The sequence below is a fragment of the Paenibacillus sacheonensis genome (assembly GCF_009909195.1).
In the GTDB taxonomy this organism is placed as follows: Bacteria; Bacillota; Bacilli; order Paenibacillales; family Paenibacillaceae; genus Paenibacillus_Z; species Paenibacillus_Z sacheonensis.
The window spans coordinates 151,411-166,763 of sequence record NZ_JAAAMU010000015.1; the positions used below are offsets into that span (position 1 = coordinate 151,411).

12 protein-coding genes are annotated in these 15,353 nt (G+C 57.5%); all 12 read left to right on the plus strand.

Annotated features, from left to right (window positions below; all coding sequences use genetic code 11):
* Positions 1-106 precede the first annotated feature (106 nt).
* On the plus strand, positions 107-2,254 hold the full coding sequence (locus GT003_RS23785; RefSeq protein WP_161702595.1) for a sensor histidine kinase: 2,148 nt from the start codon (positions 107-109) through the stop codon (positions 2,252-2,254).
* A 4-nt stretch (positions 2,255-2,258) separates the two neighbouring features.
* Entirely contained in the window at positions 2,259-2,966 is a 708-nt protein-coding gene (locus GT003_RS23790; protein ID WP_161702597.1) for a response regulator transcription factor, read from the plus strand.
* Positions 2,967-3,246: 280 nt separating this feature from the next.
* Complete coding sequence (locus GT003_RS23795; RefSeq protein ID WP_161702599.1) at positions 3,247-4,821, plus strand: hypothetical protein; 1,575 nt, start codon at positions 3,247-3,249, stop codon at positions 4,819-4,821.
* A gap of 469 nt (positions 4,822-5,290) precedes the next feature.
* Positions 5,291-6,589, plus strand: a complete 1,299-nt coding sequence (locus GT003_RS23800; protein ID WP_161702601.1) for an ABC transporter substrate-binding protein — start codon at positions 5,291-5,293, stop codon at positions 6,587-6,589.
* A 98-nt stretch (positions 6,590-6,687) separates the two neighbouring features.
* Positions 6,688-7,572 carry a carbohydrate ABC transporter permease gene (locus GT003_RS23805; protein ID WP_161702603.1) on the plus strand — a complete coding sequence of 295 codons (885 nt, stop codon included), beginning with the start codon at positions 6,688-6,690 and terminating at the stop codon, positions 7,570-7,572.
* An 18-nt stretch (positions 7,573-7,590) separates the two neighbouring features.
* The gene (locus GT003_RS23810; RefSeq protein ID WP_161702605.1) at positions 7,591-8,418 is read left to right on the plus strand and encodes a carbohydrate ABC transporter permease; all 828 of its coding nucleotides are present in this window, start codon (positions 7,591-7,593) and stop codon (positions 8,416-8,418) included.
* Between the two features lie 48 nt (positions 8,419-8,466).
* Entirely contained in the window at positions 8,467-9,477 is a 1,011-nt protein-coding gene (locus tag GT003_RS23815) for a LacI family DNA-binding transcriptional regulator (protein ID WP_161702607.1), read from the plus strand.
* Positions 9,478-9,521: 44 nt separating this feature from the next.
* Complete coding sequence (locus GT003_RS23820) at positions 9,522-10,481, plus strand: PfkB family carbohydrate kinase (RefSeq protein WP_161702609.1); 960 nt, start codon at positions 9,522-9,524, stop codon at positions 10,479-10,481.
* A gap of 91 nt (positions 10,482-10,572) precedes the next feature.
* Positions 10,573-11,514, plus strand: coding sequence for an aldo/keto reductase (locus tag GT003_RS23825; RefSeq protein ID WP_161702611.1), 942 nt, complete (start codon positions 10,573-10,575; stop codon positions 11,512-11,514).
* A complete protein-coding gene (locus GT003_RS23830) occupies positions 11,511-12,263 on the plus strand; it encodes a sugar phosphate isomerase/epimerase family protein (protein ID WP_170312320.1) in 753 nt (250 codons plus the stop codon). Before GT003_RS23825 ends, GT003_RS23830 begins: the two co-directional genes overlap by 4 nt.
* 32 nt (positions 12,264-12,295) lie before the next feature.
* Positions 12,296-14,161, plus strand: coding sequence for a 3D-(3,5/4)-trihydroxycyclohexane-1,2-dione acylhydrolase (decyclizing) (iolD, locus tag GT003_RS23835; protein WP_161702613.1), 1,866 nt, complete (start codon positions 12,296-12,298; stop codon positions 14,159-14,161).
* 176 nt (positions 14,162-14,337) lie between these two features.
* Positions 14,338-15,333, plus strand: a complete 996-nt coding sequence (gene iolC / locus GT003_RS23840) for a 5-dehydro-2-deoxygluconokinase (RefSeq protein ID WP_161702615.1) — start codon at positions 14,338-14,340, stop codon at positions 15,331-15,333.
* Positions 15,334-15,353 lie beyond the last annotated feature (20 nt).

A 15,353-nucleotide genomic window follows, 5' to 3' on the forward strand; every position in this document is an offset into this window, starting at 1 on the left:
AAGCAGCGCCTTGCGGATATTTGCAGGGTACATTTTCCTTTAATGATGATATGATTTGGATAATTGACTTGCTTATTGCGCTCTTGCAGATTGGGGTAGGTTCATCATGAGGGGAATTCTCCGACTCGGTTCTCGTAAGATCTTGCTTTATATAGCTGCTGCCGTTGTTGTCGGTTTGATTGCAAGCTATGCCGTCATGCCTGCACCGGACTCCCCGAAGATCGAAAGCAAAGAAGGAATCCTGGATCTAACGCAGGTTCATGTCAGCGAGAACCCGCTAAAGTTAACGGGAGAATGGGCGTTCTACTGGCAAGAGCTGCTGTCGCCGGAGGACATTCGGATTCGTTCTGCAACTGACGAAATTCATGAACGCTGGATCAGCATCCCGAGCTCCTGGCTGGGCTATCGGCTGGATGGTCGACTGCTGAACGGTACAGGCTTCGCGACCTTTCGGTTGGTCATCCAGCTTGGCGAGCAGGATCGAAACGAGCGGCTTGCCCTGAGGCTGCCTACTATTTTTCACGCGTATAAATTATGGGCGAACGGAGAATTGCTGGCAGAAGTCGGTGTCGTTGGTCAAGATAAGCGCAGCGTAACGCCGCGACTGGCAACGAAGCTGGTGTTCTTCCAGCCCGAGAGCGACAGGGTAGAGCTGGTTATGCAAGTCGCCAACTTCCATCATATGCGAGGTGGCATCACCAAATCGATAGAGCTGGGCGGCAGCGATGCGCTAACGGTCAGAACCCATCTGAAAGTCGCTGCCGAAGTGTTCATAACCGCTAGCCTGCTGGTGATCGGCGTATATCATCTGCTGTTGTTCGGACTGCGGCGCAAAGACAAGGCACCCTTGTATTTCGGTTTGTTCACGGTGTTGTTCGGTATCCGATCCTTGTTGGTCGGCGAGGTCTTGCTTACGCAATTGTGGCCGGCTTTTCCTTGGGAATTGGAGTTCAAGACGGAGTACCTGATTCTGTGCAGCAGCGGTTATATCATCACCATGTACTTCGATTGCATATTCCCGAATTATGTGTCGCGTTGGTTTCGTCTTGGCACGCGGGTCGTAACCGGCGCATGCTGTATCATCGTTGCGGCGACCCCCGCAATTCTATATACGAAAATGCTGCTCGTCATCGGCGTGATCGTTGTTCTGCACATGGTGTATCTGATGGTGGGGCTGGTCCAAGCGGCCATGCGGCGTAAAGAGGGAGCCTTGCTCTTCTTGCTGGTGTCCGTAGTTGCGTTGGTTACTGTCGTCAATGATTTTTTATACTATAACGAATGGTCTCCGATCGCCAATACATCTCCGCTTGGCCTGCTGGTGTTCACGATCGCGCAGATGATGCTGCTTTCTTCAAGGTTTACGAGGGCGGCATCGAACGAGGAGCGGATTACACGCGAACTGCAGGACGCGAACGATAAGCTGACCGAAATGAATCTGAATTTGGAACGGACCGTGCAGGAACGCACGCAGGCCTTATCCGCGGCTCACGATGATCTCCGCGCTTCGTATGACCGGTTGCTTCACTCCGAGCAGGGGAGGAAGAAGCTCCTTGCCTATATTACGCATGATTTGCGCATGCCGCTGTCCAGCATGCTGGGCTATGTAGAAGCCGTGCAGGACAAGGTCAAGCCGGAACGTAATGAACAGTACTTGAAGTATATCCGGGATAACACGATAAGAATTAACCGCATGATCGAGGAGTTGTCCTTCTTGTCGCATTTGGAGACGGGACAAGTGTCGTACCGAATGGAGCCGGTACCCGTAATTCGCTTCTTGCGCGGTTTTTTTGAACGATATGAACTGGTCGTGCGTGATGCAGGGTTGGAATTCATGCTGGATATCGGCGATGCGGAAGATCGACGGCTTAACTTGCCTGTTGCCTTGATGGACGCGCAAAGAATAGACCAGGCGTTGTTTAATCTCGTGTCGAACGCGATGAAATTCACCTCTAACGGCGGGTTGGTGCGTATTGCGCTTGCCGTGGAAGAGGCGAAGGATATTCGCCATGCGATCCTTAGCGTACAAGATTCCGGCACGGGTATTCCACCGGACCAGCTCGAGCAAATCTTCGATCGCAATTACAGATATGACCGACCGGGCGTGGAGAAGGGCATAGAGGGCAGCGGGCTCGGACTGGCGATTTGCAGGGAAATCGTACAAGCCCATGGAGGGACGGTTCGAGCGGAGAGCGACGGCAAGACGGGGTCGATCTTCTATGTATCGCTTCCTTGTATGCAAAATGAAGGAAGGTGACGGTATGACGGACGCTCGCAAAATCCTGATCGTCGATGATGATCCCCAAATATGCGAGATTGTTCAGGTTTATTGCGAGAGGGAGGGGTTCTTATCTTCCTACAGTCATAATGGGACGGAAGCGATGAAGCTTCTTGCGTCTTTCGAGCCGGATTTGATTGTACTGGATGTATTGCTGACTAATGAAAACGGCATTGATTGGTGCGTGAACGCACGCAGCTTCACGAATGCGCCGATCGTGTTTTTGAGCAGCCGCGAGGAAGACGAGGTAAAAATCAGCGCATTATCCTATGGCGGCGACGATTATGTGACGAAGCCGTTCAGCCCGGGAGTGCTCATGGCCAAGATCAAGGCTCATCTTCGCAGAGTGTCGACGGGGAGAAGGGAACAGCTGCTGGAGTTGCCGGGTTTAACGCTGGATTTCTACGCGCAGTCCGTCAATATGGGGAGCGAAGCCATCTTTTTATCGAAAAAAGAGTTCAGTCTCCTGTCCTATATGGCGCAAAACGTGAATCGTGCCGTCCGTGTTGATGCGTTGTTTCAACTCATCTGGGGAATGGACAGTCTGGAGGATACGAGAACGGTCGCCGTTCACATCAGCAATTTGCGCAAAAAAATCGAGGCCGACCCAGCTAGTCCGGAGAGAATCATTACGATTCGAGGAGTCGGATATATGCTGGTTGCCAGAAGCGCGTTGCAAGCGCGAACCTAGCGTGTCGCCATCGTTCAAGAATGCAGGACACATGACAAAATAGCGGCGCAGGAGAACCTCCTTGTGCCGTTATTATTCTAGGGAAATTTATACGGAGTCAAAAATTTTCGATTCGAGTTCGTTTCGGATTAAGGGAGATAGCCGAACTTTAGTATCCTGCCCGAAAATTATCTATCATTCGCCAAAAGAGATGGTATAGTAGAACTAACAATCTGGAACCGATACCAGATTGGCGACGAAAGACGTTCATCACTACAAATCCCAACATTGGAGGTTGCGTATGACCCTGTCTATGTTTAACGGAACGATCAGCCGCGAGGCGTTGGAAGGCTACCTCTCGCGAGCGGTCACGGCCGCGGATCTGGTGAACAGCACGACGCTGGACGACGATTTGAGAATGATCGGCAGCATCGGTGCCAAGTTTCTCGGCCGCGCATCGGGCGTGTGGCTGCTGGAACCGGATGACGACGTTCATTTCCGGAACTCGCGGGCGCTCGCGGAACGCGTGCATGAGATCGACCCGGACATTATGCTGCAGACATGCATTTTTGAAGCCGTTTTCACGGACGTGGAGAAGATTGAAATACCGGCTTGGGTATTCGAGGCGTTTGGATTATCCGTCGAACGGCGTGCGTTCCGTTACGCGGACATGCTGTTCGATTCGAAGCCGCAAGGTTTCGTGTGGGACGGGGACGGCGGCATTCCGAACATGAATAAGCTGGAGACGCAGCTATGGTTCTACTACAGGGCGGCGCGTTATATCGATGCCGGATACGAAGCGATCCATATGGGGCAAGTCCATTTATATGCCGCCGAAGACCACGGGTTCAGGAAAACGGCCGCATTGTTCCGGAAGATAAGGGACTATGCCAGAGGCCATGCAAGACGCGGCATCGTGCTGCTCGATGCGCATACGCACGGAGTGAATATTAACGGCACGCTGTTGTTCGACTTTCATTCCATGCCTTATTCGCGGATGCCGATCTTGGATCAGCCGGGAGACAAGCTCGCGCTGGTTCAAGAAGGGTTCAGCGAAGGCGGCGCAACAGTAAGCGGCTGGGACTGCGATACGTTGCCGATGTTGATGGAGCTCGATAATTGGGGCGGCAAGTTCTTCGGCGAAAGCGACGGCATTCCGGATGAACGCCGAGCTTGGATGGAGTGGTGGGGCTATGATCAGATTGCATGGTTTGCCTCGCAGGATGCGGAGAGCCGCGATCAATTCTTGGAATATGCCTACCGATGGACGGCCGTGAACAACATCCATGCATATTTGCAAATGCCGATCCGCAGAACATTGGGCAGCTGCCGAGTCGCGATGCCGGCAAGCGGCGGAGGCGAAGGGGTCACCGACGTTTATCAAGCAAACCGGCCCGGCAGCGGCTGTCCGCTCGGATTCGGTCAGGAAGAGACGATCAAGCGGATTTGGCAATCGGAGGAAGACCTCCGGGGTCGGGCAAGCAACCCAATACCCAATGCATCCTATGGCGCGGCGAACGACTTCGATCCGGAGACCGGCGTCAAGCTTCCGGCCCGCGTCATTCTGTACGGCAGCTTCCAACATCAGGTCGGGGCGATCAATTTCGATTCCAACAGTGAGACCACCCGCATGTATTACACGGGGAACGGCCTTTATCGGCGCACGTTCGTATTTCCGTTCCGAGGCGCGTTCGATTATGCGGCAGCTCCTTACGGAACCTTGTCCCAGACGTATTCGATCGACAGCTACCCCCGAAGCGGGTCTTCCACGAAGTCGACGTTGATCATTGAACGGGACAACGAAGTCGTTGAATTCGTCTTCGACTTCGCCAATCGGACACTTACAGCTCGAGTAGTCGAAGGGCTGCAACCTTAGAAGCATGTTAGAAGATGGATTTCCTGCAGGTCCGAAAAAAGCGTTGCGTAGTCGACAAGGGCCCGCATTCCCCGATGCGGTCCCGTGTTCTATTCCGGAAGCGAGCGGCGGCGGCCGATGACATAAGGAGACCGATCGGGACAAATTCGGTCCATGAGGGACGCTTACATTCGACTAAAAAAAGGATTGTCAAAAGGAAATTATGCGATTATACTGTTCACAACGATATGGAAGCGATACCATAGAGGAAAACATTTATGAATCTGGTATCGGTACCATATTTTTTAATTCTTTTCTGGTAGCGGTACCAGAATGACGTGTGACGGCTTATTTTTTCGAAGGTGGTGGTTAAATCGGAAAGCATGTCGGCAGGTGAATAGGAAATTGCGAGTAAGGAAAGCTTTGAAGAAAGCGGAATGCAGTCATCCTATGAATGCACTTTATTTTCTAAAATTGGGGGAACGAGTCAATGAAAACAAAGTCCTTTGGTTTAACCGCCATCTTGCTGGCGTGCGTGCTGCTTGTCCTGACGGCTTGCGGGCAGAACGGTTCCAACGGTTCCAATAATACGGCTTCCGGCAATGGCGGCGGGGAAAGCGCTTCAACCGAAAAAATTCCGCTGACCCTGTGGTACTGGAACGGCGCGATTTCCGATTCCACGATCGAGGCGGCGAAAGCGAAATTCCCGAACATCGATCTGAAGGCAGAGAAGCTTCCATCCGGGGACGACTATTTCACCAAATTGAAAGCTACCCTCGTGGGCGGCGGGGACGGTCCCGATATCGTCGCGATGGACAGCTGGGTATCCTCGATGTTGACGTATAAAGATAAATTCGTGAATCTCTACGACCAAGGCGCCAAGGACGTGCAATCCAAGTATTTGGACTGGAAATGGAAAATGGCCGCGACGCCGGACGATAAATACTTGATCGGCATGCCGATCGACGTGGCGCCGGTCGTGCTTTACTACCGCACGGACTTGCTGGAAAAAGCCGGCGTGCCGAACACGCCGGACGCGGTCGGCGCCGCGGTGAAGACATGGGACGATTACTTCGCGCTGCTGAAGAAAGTGAAGGACGCGACGGGGGCGACGACGGGCAATATCGCCGACATCTACAACACCATCATGGGCCAAAGCAGCAAATCGTACTTCGACGAGCAGGGCAACTACATCGGCGACCAAGAGCACGTGAAGAGCGCCTACGACATGGCCGTGAAAGCCGACCAGCAGGGCTTGACCTTCCCGTACTCCAACGGTTCCGAGCAAAACGCGGCCATCAACAATGGCAAAATCGGCATGTTCACGGGCGCTTCGTGGGCCGTCGGCGATCTGATCAGCGCGGCTCCGGATACGAAGGGCAAATGGAACATCGCGCATCCGCCGGGCAGCGTCGGCAACCAAGGCGGTTCGTTCTTCGGCGCGCTGAACTCGACGAAGCATCCGAAGGAAGCGTACGAGGTCATCCAATTCCTCGTCAGTCCGGAAAATCTCGTGACGGCGTACAAGGAGTTCGGCAACTATCCGTCGACGCCGGAAATCTACGCGAGCCCGGATATGGTCAACAAGAACGAATTCTTCGGCAATCAAGATCTGAGCACCGTATTCGCGGACGCCGCGAAGGACGTCAAGGTCGCGCATACCGATTCCCGCGACATGGTTGCGAGCACGGCCATCACCGACGCGCTCGTCGCCGTCGACAAGAAGCGCGATCCCGTGAAATCATGGCAGGACGCGCAGGATAAAATCAAGAAACAGCTGTCCCACTAAGCGAATCCGGGACCGCAGCCAAGCTTGGCATTCATAACGGATGGTACGGGGAAGGGCGAAGGCCCCTTCCCGTCCCAGCCAAGTAACGGAGGAATCGCATGGGAGGCCTTTTGAAAGACATCTACAAGAGCAGAGCGTTGTATCTGTTTATATCGCCGTTTTACATCCTGTTCCTGGTCTTTTCCGTATTCCCGATCTTCTACTCCGTCTTCCTCTCCACCCACAAATGGGACGGCATCGGGGAGATGAAGTACGTCGGCTTCGCCAATTTCACGTACCTGTTCACGGATCCGACGTTCTGGCAGGCGCTCGTCAACAACATCATCCTCTGGATCCTTGGGAACGCGCCGCAGCTGATCTGCGCCTTGATCGTCGCCTTCTTGATCAATATGGCCGTCGTAAAGTACAAGGGTTTCTACCGCATCGCTTATTTCCTACCGAATATTACGGCCATGGTCGCTGTCGTTATCATATTCCAATCCCTGTTCGGCAACGAATACGGGCTGATCAATTACCTGCTGCAGAAGGTAGGACTCTCGCGTATCGAATGGTTCAACTCGCCCTTCGCGTCCCGCGTCGTCATCGCGGCGATGATCTGCTGGCGGTATATGGGCTACAACGCCATCATCTATCTGTCCGGCCTTCAGCGGATCCCGAAGGACCTTTACGAGGCGGCCGAGCTCGACGGGGCGTCAACGGTCCAGACGTTCCTGCGCATCACGCTGCCGATGCTGAAGCCGATCATCCTGTTCTCCGTGATGATGTCGACGATCGGCGGATTCCAGATCTTCACCGAACCTCAGGTTCTGGCAGGCACGCAATCCCCGTACCCGGGCACGGATACCGTCGTGCTGTACATGTTCCGGGAAGGCTTTACTTATCAGAACTACGGCTACGCGGCCGCCGTCTCCTGGGTACTCTTCATCATCATCGGTTTGCTGTCGGTCCTGAACTGGAAAGTCTTCAATAAATCTGACGATTGATAACGAGGTGAATGACCGATGGGCAAGGCAATCCTAACCAAAAAGATCCTGCTGCACACCGTGCTGCTAATCGGCGTGCTGGTATCGATCTTCCCGTTTTACTGGCTGGTCGTCATGTCGACGAACCAGACGAGCGCCATCTTCGCGTTCCCTCCGAGGCTGACGTTCGGCGGATATTTCATGACGAATTTCCATCATGTCTTGGATAACACCAATTTCATTCGCGCCCTCTTCAATACCATCTTCATCGCGGTGCTCAGCACGACGCTGCAGCTGTTCTTCAACTCCTTGACGGGGTTCACGTTCGCGAAGTTCAAGTTCCCCGGCTCGCAGGTGCTGTTCTACGTCATGATCGGCACGATGATGATCCCGGGACAAATGCTGCTCGTGCCGCAGTTCATGGTCATCAAGTCGTTCAGCTGGGTCGGCAGTTACAAAGCGCTGATCGTGCCCGGCATCGCCTCCGCGTTCGGGATCTTCTGGATCCGGCAGTACGCGCTGGCCATCCATAACGAGCTGCTGGAATCCGCGCGTATCGACGGCTGCAGCAAGTTCGGCCAATACTGGCGCATCGCGCTGCCGATCCTGCGGCCGGCGCTGGCGTTTCTGGCCATCACCACATTCATGGGCACGTGGGAAGATTACTTGTGGCCGTTAATTGTTTTGACGGATACGTCCAAATTCACTTTAATGTTAGCTCTCCAACAGTTAAAATCAGTTCATACGGCAGATTATTCCATGGTCATGACCGGCACGCTCATGGCAACCTTGCCGCTCATCGTCATCTTCCTCGTGGTCAGCCGGCAGTTCATCGCGGGCATCATGGAAGGAGCGGTGAAGAGTTAACGGGCGATAACGACGCATGGATGAAGAAATTGGGGGCTTGATGAGCGTATGGCGCCGAAAATCAAAGATGTGGCGAAGAAAGCTGGCGTATCGGTCACGACGGTTTCGCGCGTGCTGAACGGCGAGAAGTACGTCAAAGACGATTTGAAGGACAGAGTGAAGCAGGCAATCGACGAGCTGGGGTACACGCCGAGCCATATCGCCAGGAGTCTCGTGCGGAAGAAGACGAACCTCATCGGGGTCATCGTGCCCGACGTGACGTCGAGCTTTTATTCTACCATCCTGAGCAGCATAGAGAAGACGGCGAGCATGAACGATTATAATCTGCTCGTGTGCAACATCATCGAGGACATCGACAAAGAGCTCAAATATTTGAACGTGTTCAAGGAAATGCGCGTGGACGGCATCATTATCATGCACGAGAAGCTGAACGACGAGATACGGGACATGATCCATAAGCTCGGCATCCCGATTATTTTCTCCAGCGTCAAGCCGACGGACCAGGCTTTCGCCTCCGTGATCATCGACGACTATACGGCCGCTTACGACGCGACGCGTTACCTGATCGAGCTCGGGCACGAACGGATCGGCTTTATCGGCGGCGACATGCGCGACGTGACGTCGGGGCAGAACCGCTATATCGGGTACTGCCGCGCGATGGCCGACAGCTCGCTGCCGCTCGTGGACGAGCATGTCCGTTTCGGCGATTACAAGACGCAAAGCGGCTATGATCTCATCCGGGAGCTGCTCGCCTGCGAGGACCGGCCTACGGCCGTCTTCGCCGTCAGCGACGACATGGCGGTAGGCGCGATGAACGCCGTGCGCGACCAAGGCTTGGCAGTACCGGACGACCTCTCGATCATCGGCTTCGACGGCAGCCAGCTGACGGAGCTCGTGCGGCCGCGATTGACGTCCATGGAGCAGCCGATCCAGGAGATGGGGAAGGTCACGGTCGAGGTGCTGATCGACATGATCATGGACCAAGAGGACGCGCCCGGACAGGATGTCGTGCTGAAGCATCAGCTCGTCGTCCGCGACAGCTGCAAGCGGCATGGATAAATAACGCAGGCATCATTACATCGGAGTGGAAGAGGGAGAGAGACGTGAAGAAATTCGATGCTGTCGTCGTCGGAGACGTCAATATAGATCTTGTGGTAGTGGGGTACAGCCAGGTGCCGCAGCCCGGCCAGGAAGTGTTCGTGGATAACATGATGATGCACGTAGGCGGGGGAGCGGCATTGTTCTCGCTCTCTCTCGCCAAGCTCGGCCTTGGCGTGGCGTTCAACGGCGTATTGGGAGATGACAGCAACGGCAGCTTCATCCGGGAGCAATTCGCCCAATATGGTATCGATACCAGCCAGATTCAAACGAGCAAAACCCATCAAACCGGCATCTCGATTGCCTTTAATCCGGATACGGACCGTTCCTTCCTCTCTTATATGGGGTCCAATCAGGAGCTGGCGCTCGAGCGGCTCGACATCGAGCAGATCGCGCAGGGGAGGCATGTCCATCTGACGGGCTACCGGGGCAGGGAGAACCACGAGCAGTTTCTCGCGATCGTCAAGCGGTTGAAGGAGAAGGGTGTTACGCTTTCCTGCGATGTCGGCTGGGACGATTCCGGCGAATGGTACGAGGGGATCTTCGAGCTGATGCGCCACATCGACGTATTCCTGATGAACGAGACCGAGGCGTTGCATTATACGCGCCGCGAGCGGATCGCGGATTCGCTCGCGATCATGGCGGATCATGGATCCCATATCGTGGTGAAGCTCGGCTCGGACGGAGCCGTCGCGATGAAGGACGGCGTCATGACGCGGCACCTGGCCTTCAAGGTCGAGGCCGTGGATACGACCGGCGCGGGAGATTCCTTCAATGCCGGATATTTATACGGCTTCATTCAAGGCTTCGACGTCGAGACGTCGCTCAAGTTCGGCAACGCCTGCGGCGCGATGTCCGTCGGCGCTTACGGCGGTAGCACGGGCACGCCGGACTTGGAAGGGCTGAAGGCGTTTCTGCAGCGGCATGCAGGCAGTCGAATTCTGCCGAGGGCGATCTCGCAATAACGCGTCGGCGATCGTTATGGAATCGATACCAGATTATAAATTCGATAGCGAATGAAGAAGCGGACTTGAGCTGTCTAAGGAGGATGTAAGGATGGACGCGTTGCATATTCAAGGTGTGGATAAACCGATCTCCCGGCTGATCATGGGAACGGGCGACTTGCGGAAATTAGAGGAGAACGAGCGGCTGATGCTGCGCGCTTACGTGGACGCCGGCGGCAATGCGTTCGATACCGCTCACCAATACCGGGGCAGGGAGAAGCTGCTCGGCGAGTGGCTAGCCGAGGAGAAGCTGCGGGACAAGGTCGTCATTCTGACGAAGGGCGCCCATCATGACGACGGGAGTCCGGGGCCGCGGGTTAACCCGCAGGCGATCCGCCAGGATCTGACGGAAAGCTTGGAGCGGCTCGGCACCGATCACGTCGAGATCTTCGCGCTGCACCGCGACGACGAGACCGTCGCGGTCGGACCGATCATCGAGGAGCTGAACGCGAACCTCGAAGCCGGTCGGCTGCGCGCGTTCGGCGCGTCGAACTGGACGCACGCGCGGATTCAGGAAGCGAACGAATACGCAGCCTCGCATGGCTTGACCGGATTCGCGTTCAGCAGCACGAACCTGAGCCTGGCCAAGCCGCAGGAGGCGCGGTGGCCGGGCGTCGTCTCGGCGGACGAGGCGACGATCGCTTGGCACGCTGCGAACGGCATGCCGCTCTTGTCCTGGTCGGCGCAGGCGGGCGGATTCTTCTCCGGCCACTTCACGCCCGAGAACCGCGCGGACGAAGAAATGGTGCGCGTGTACTACAGCGAAGGCAACTGGGAGCGTTATCGCCGGGCCGTGAAGATGGCCGGGGAGAAGGGCGTCACCCCGATCCAGCTCGCGCTGTCCTACGTGCTGCATCAGCCGTTCGCCACTGGCGCGATCATCGGACCGCGCAATCCCGGAGAGCTGCTTTCCTCGGTCGAGGCGATGAACCTGCATCTGACGCTCGAAGAAGTCGAATGGCTCGATTTGAAAAGGGAGGCGATCGCGCAATGATCAAGCAACGGCTTGCCGCGCAGCTGTACACGGTGCGCAACGAACTGAAGAAGGATTTCGAGGCCGTCCTGCGGGAATTGGCGCAAATGGGCTGGGCAGCCGTTCAGATCGACGGCTTGCACGGCAATCCGGCGCGCGACATCGCGGCGGTCATGAACGAGCTCGGCCTCAAGACCGCCGGCATGCATGTCGGCCTCCCGCGGATGCGGGACGACCTGGACAACGTGCTGGAGGAAGCGCGGTTGTTCGGCACGAAGGATTTCATCTGCCATTCCCTGCCGGACGGCCTGCAGAATCCGGAAGGCTACGCAAGCGTGAAGCGCGACCTGCTGGCCGTCGCGGAGCGCGTGAAGGGAACGGAATTCCGGGTCGGCTACCATAACCACGATTTCGAGTTTCACACGACGATCGACGGCAAGTTCGCGCTCGAATACTTGCTCGATGACCCGGCGATCTACGCCGAGATCGATACGTACTGGGTGAAGAAAGCGGGCCAGGATCCGCTGTCGTTCATCCGCGGCTACGCGAACCGGATGCCGATCCTTCACCTGAAGGACATGACGGCGGACGACCGCCAGTATTTCGCGGAGATCGGCTCGGGCGTCATCGACTTCGCGCCGATCCTCCGCTGGGGACTGGCAAGCGGCGTCGAATGGTTCGCCGTCGAGCAGGATTACTGCCCGGGCAGCCCGCTCGACAGCCTGGCGGCGAGTCTGGAATACCTGCTCAAGCTGGACGAAACGCTCTAAGCGACATCATCCGTGAACGGAGGCGGCAACGCATGCATACGATTCGACTGACGATGGCCCAGGCGCTGCTCAAATTCCTGGACCAACAATATCTCTCCGCGGACGGGGAAGAGACGAAATTCGTCCGCGGCGTCATGGGCATCTTCGGCCATGGCAACGTGACGGGCATCGGCGAAGCGCTCGAGAGGGCATCCGGCGAGCTTGCATTCATCCAAGGCAAGAGCGAGCAGGGCATGGTGCATGCCGCGGCGGCTTACGCCAAGCAGAAGAACCGCCGGCAGATCTTCGCCTGCACCTCGTCGATCGGGCCGGGCGCGCTGAACATGGTGACCGCGGCCGGCACGGCGACGGTCAACCGCATTCCCGTCCTGCTGCTGCCGGGCGACAACTTCGCCAGCCGCCAGCCGGACCCGGTGCTGCAGCAGCTGGAGGTGCCGAGCGATTATTCCGTCTCGGCGACCGATGCGTTCAAGCCGGTCAGCAAGTTCTGGGACCGGATCGTCCGTCCCGAGCAGCTGATGGCGTCGCTGCTGCAGGCGATGCGGGTCCTGACCGATCCCGCGGATACGGGCGCCGTTACGCTGGCGCTGCCGCAGGACGCGCAGGCCGAAGCTTACGATTATCCGGCCGCGTTCTTCGAGAAGCGCGTGCATTACCTCGACCGCCGTCCGGCGTCTCCGGACGCGGTCAAGCGGGCCGCCGAGGCGATCGTCGGCAAGCGGAAGCCGCTGATCATCGCGGGCGGCGGCGTCCTCTATGCCGAGGCGACGGAAGCGCTGCGGCAGTTCGCGGAGACGTTCGGCATCCCGGTCGCGGAGACGCAGGCCGGCAAGAGCGCGATGCCGTGGAACCATCCGCTCGCCCTCGGCGGCGTCGGGACGACCGGCACGCTGGCGGCGAACCGGGTCGCCGCGGAGGCCGACGTAATCATCGGCGTCGGCACGCGCTTCTCCGATTTCACGACGGCGTCCAAGTCGGCTTTCCGCTGCCCCGGCGCGGCGTTCGTGAACATCAACGTCAGCGCGTTCGACGCAGTCAAGCTGGAAGGCGCAGCCATCACGGCGGATGCCAAGACAGGGCTCGCGGCCTTGGCGCAAGAGCTGACGCAGCGCGGCTACCTGAGCGGTTACGAGGAAGGCGCCATCGCCGCGCTCAAGGCGGAATGGAACGCCGAAGTCGACCGTCTCTACGCGCTCGAGAGCGACGAAGGCTTGACGCAGACACGCGCGCTCGGCGTCATCAACGGCTTCATCGGTCCGAAGGACGTCATCGTCGCCGCGGCCGGCAGTCTGCCGGGCGACCTGCACCGCCTCTGGCGGACGACCGAGCCGAAGACGTACCACATGGAATACGGCTTCTCCTGCATGGGCTACGAGGTTAGCGGGGCGTTCGGCGCCGCGCTTGCCGAGCCGGAGCGGGACGTGTACGCGTTCGTCGGCGACGGCAGCTACCTCATGCTCCATTCGGAGCTGGTGACGGCCCTTCAAGAGGGCGTGAAGCTGACGGTGCTGCTGCTCGACAATCACGGCTTCCAGTGCATTCATAATTTGCAGCGCGGTCATGGCAGCGACGGCTTCGGCAACGAATTCCGATATCGCTCCAAGGAAACGGGCCGCCTGAACGGCACGTACATGCCGATCGACTTCGCGATGCATGCGCGCAGCTTGGGGGCGGCCGCCTATACGGCGCGCACGGCGGAGGAATTGGCCGATGCGCTGCGGCAGGCGAAGGGCGAGGAAGGTCCGGTGCTGGTGGAGATCAAGGTGCTCCCGGGCACGAACTCGGACGGTTACGAGTCGTGGTGGCATGTCGGCGTGCCGGAGGTGTCCGAGAGCGGGAAGGTCGTCGAGGCGCATGAGCGGATGCAAGAGGGTCTCCGGGCCGCGCGTCCTTATTGACAGCTCTATTGGATAGCCGATCATCGCATGAATTGCATTTCCTTCGCTAACTGGCCAGCATCGCTTGAGATCAGGCATTCATCGCATGAAATAAAGCATTCATGAAATAAAGCATTCTATATAGGAAATAATTCGCAAGCTATCCATTCAATCCGAACATCAGGGAGGGCTGCAAGATGGAGTCCATCGCTTTCGATGCCGGCAAGCCGCGCGATTTCGTCGCGATCGGCCGGCTGTGCATCGATTTGAACGCCAACGAGATCAATCGCCCGATGGAAGAGACGATGACGTTCACCAAGTACGTCGGCGGCTCGCCGGCCAATATCTGCATCGGCATGTCCCGCTTGGGGCAAAGCGCCGCCTTCATCGGCAAGGTGGCGGACGACCAAATGGGCCGGTTCATCCTGCGTTATTTGCGCGATAACAACATCGATACGTCCGGCGTGACGACGGACCGCACGGGCGCGGTAACGGGACTCGCGTTTACGGAAATCAAGAGCCCAGAGGAATGCAGCATCCTCATGTACCGCGACAACGTCGCCGACCTGCTGCTCGCGCCGGAAGAAGTGGACGAGGCGCTCATCGCGGACAGCAAGGTGCTGCTCGTATCCGGCACGGCGCTGGCGAAGAGCCCGTCGCGCGAAGCGGTGCTGCTCGCGCTCCGTTATGCCCGCAAGCACGGCACGAAGGTCGTCTTCGATATCGATTACCGGCCGTATTCGTGGGCATCGCCCGAGGAAACGGCGATCTGCTATCAGCTCGCGGCGGAGAAGAGCGACATCATCATCGGCACCCGCGAGGAATTCGACATGCTCGAGCGCTTCGACGGCAGCGCCGCGCGCAGCGACGAGGCGACGGCGGCTCAATGGTTCGGCTGCCGCGCCGAGCTCGTCGTCATCAAGCACGGCAAGGACGGCTCCATCGCCTACGGCAAAGACGGAAGCTCTCACCGGGGCGCGATATTCCCCGCGAAGGTCATCAAGACGTTCGGCGCGGGCGACTCCTACGCGGCGGGCTTCCTCTACGGCCTGATGCAGGGGTGGACCGTCGGCCGCAGCATGGCATTCGGCAGCGCGTCCGCGTCCATCGTCATCTCCAGCCACAGCTGCTCCGACGCGATGCCGACGGTTCGGCAGATCGAAGATTATATAGCAGCTTCCCAGCAAGCCTAATTCCGATTCCGAAAGGAGAT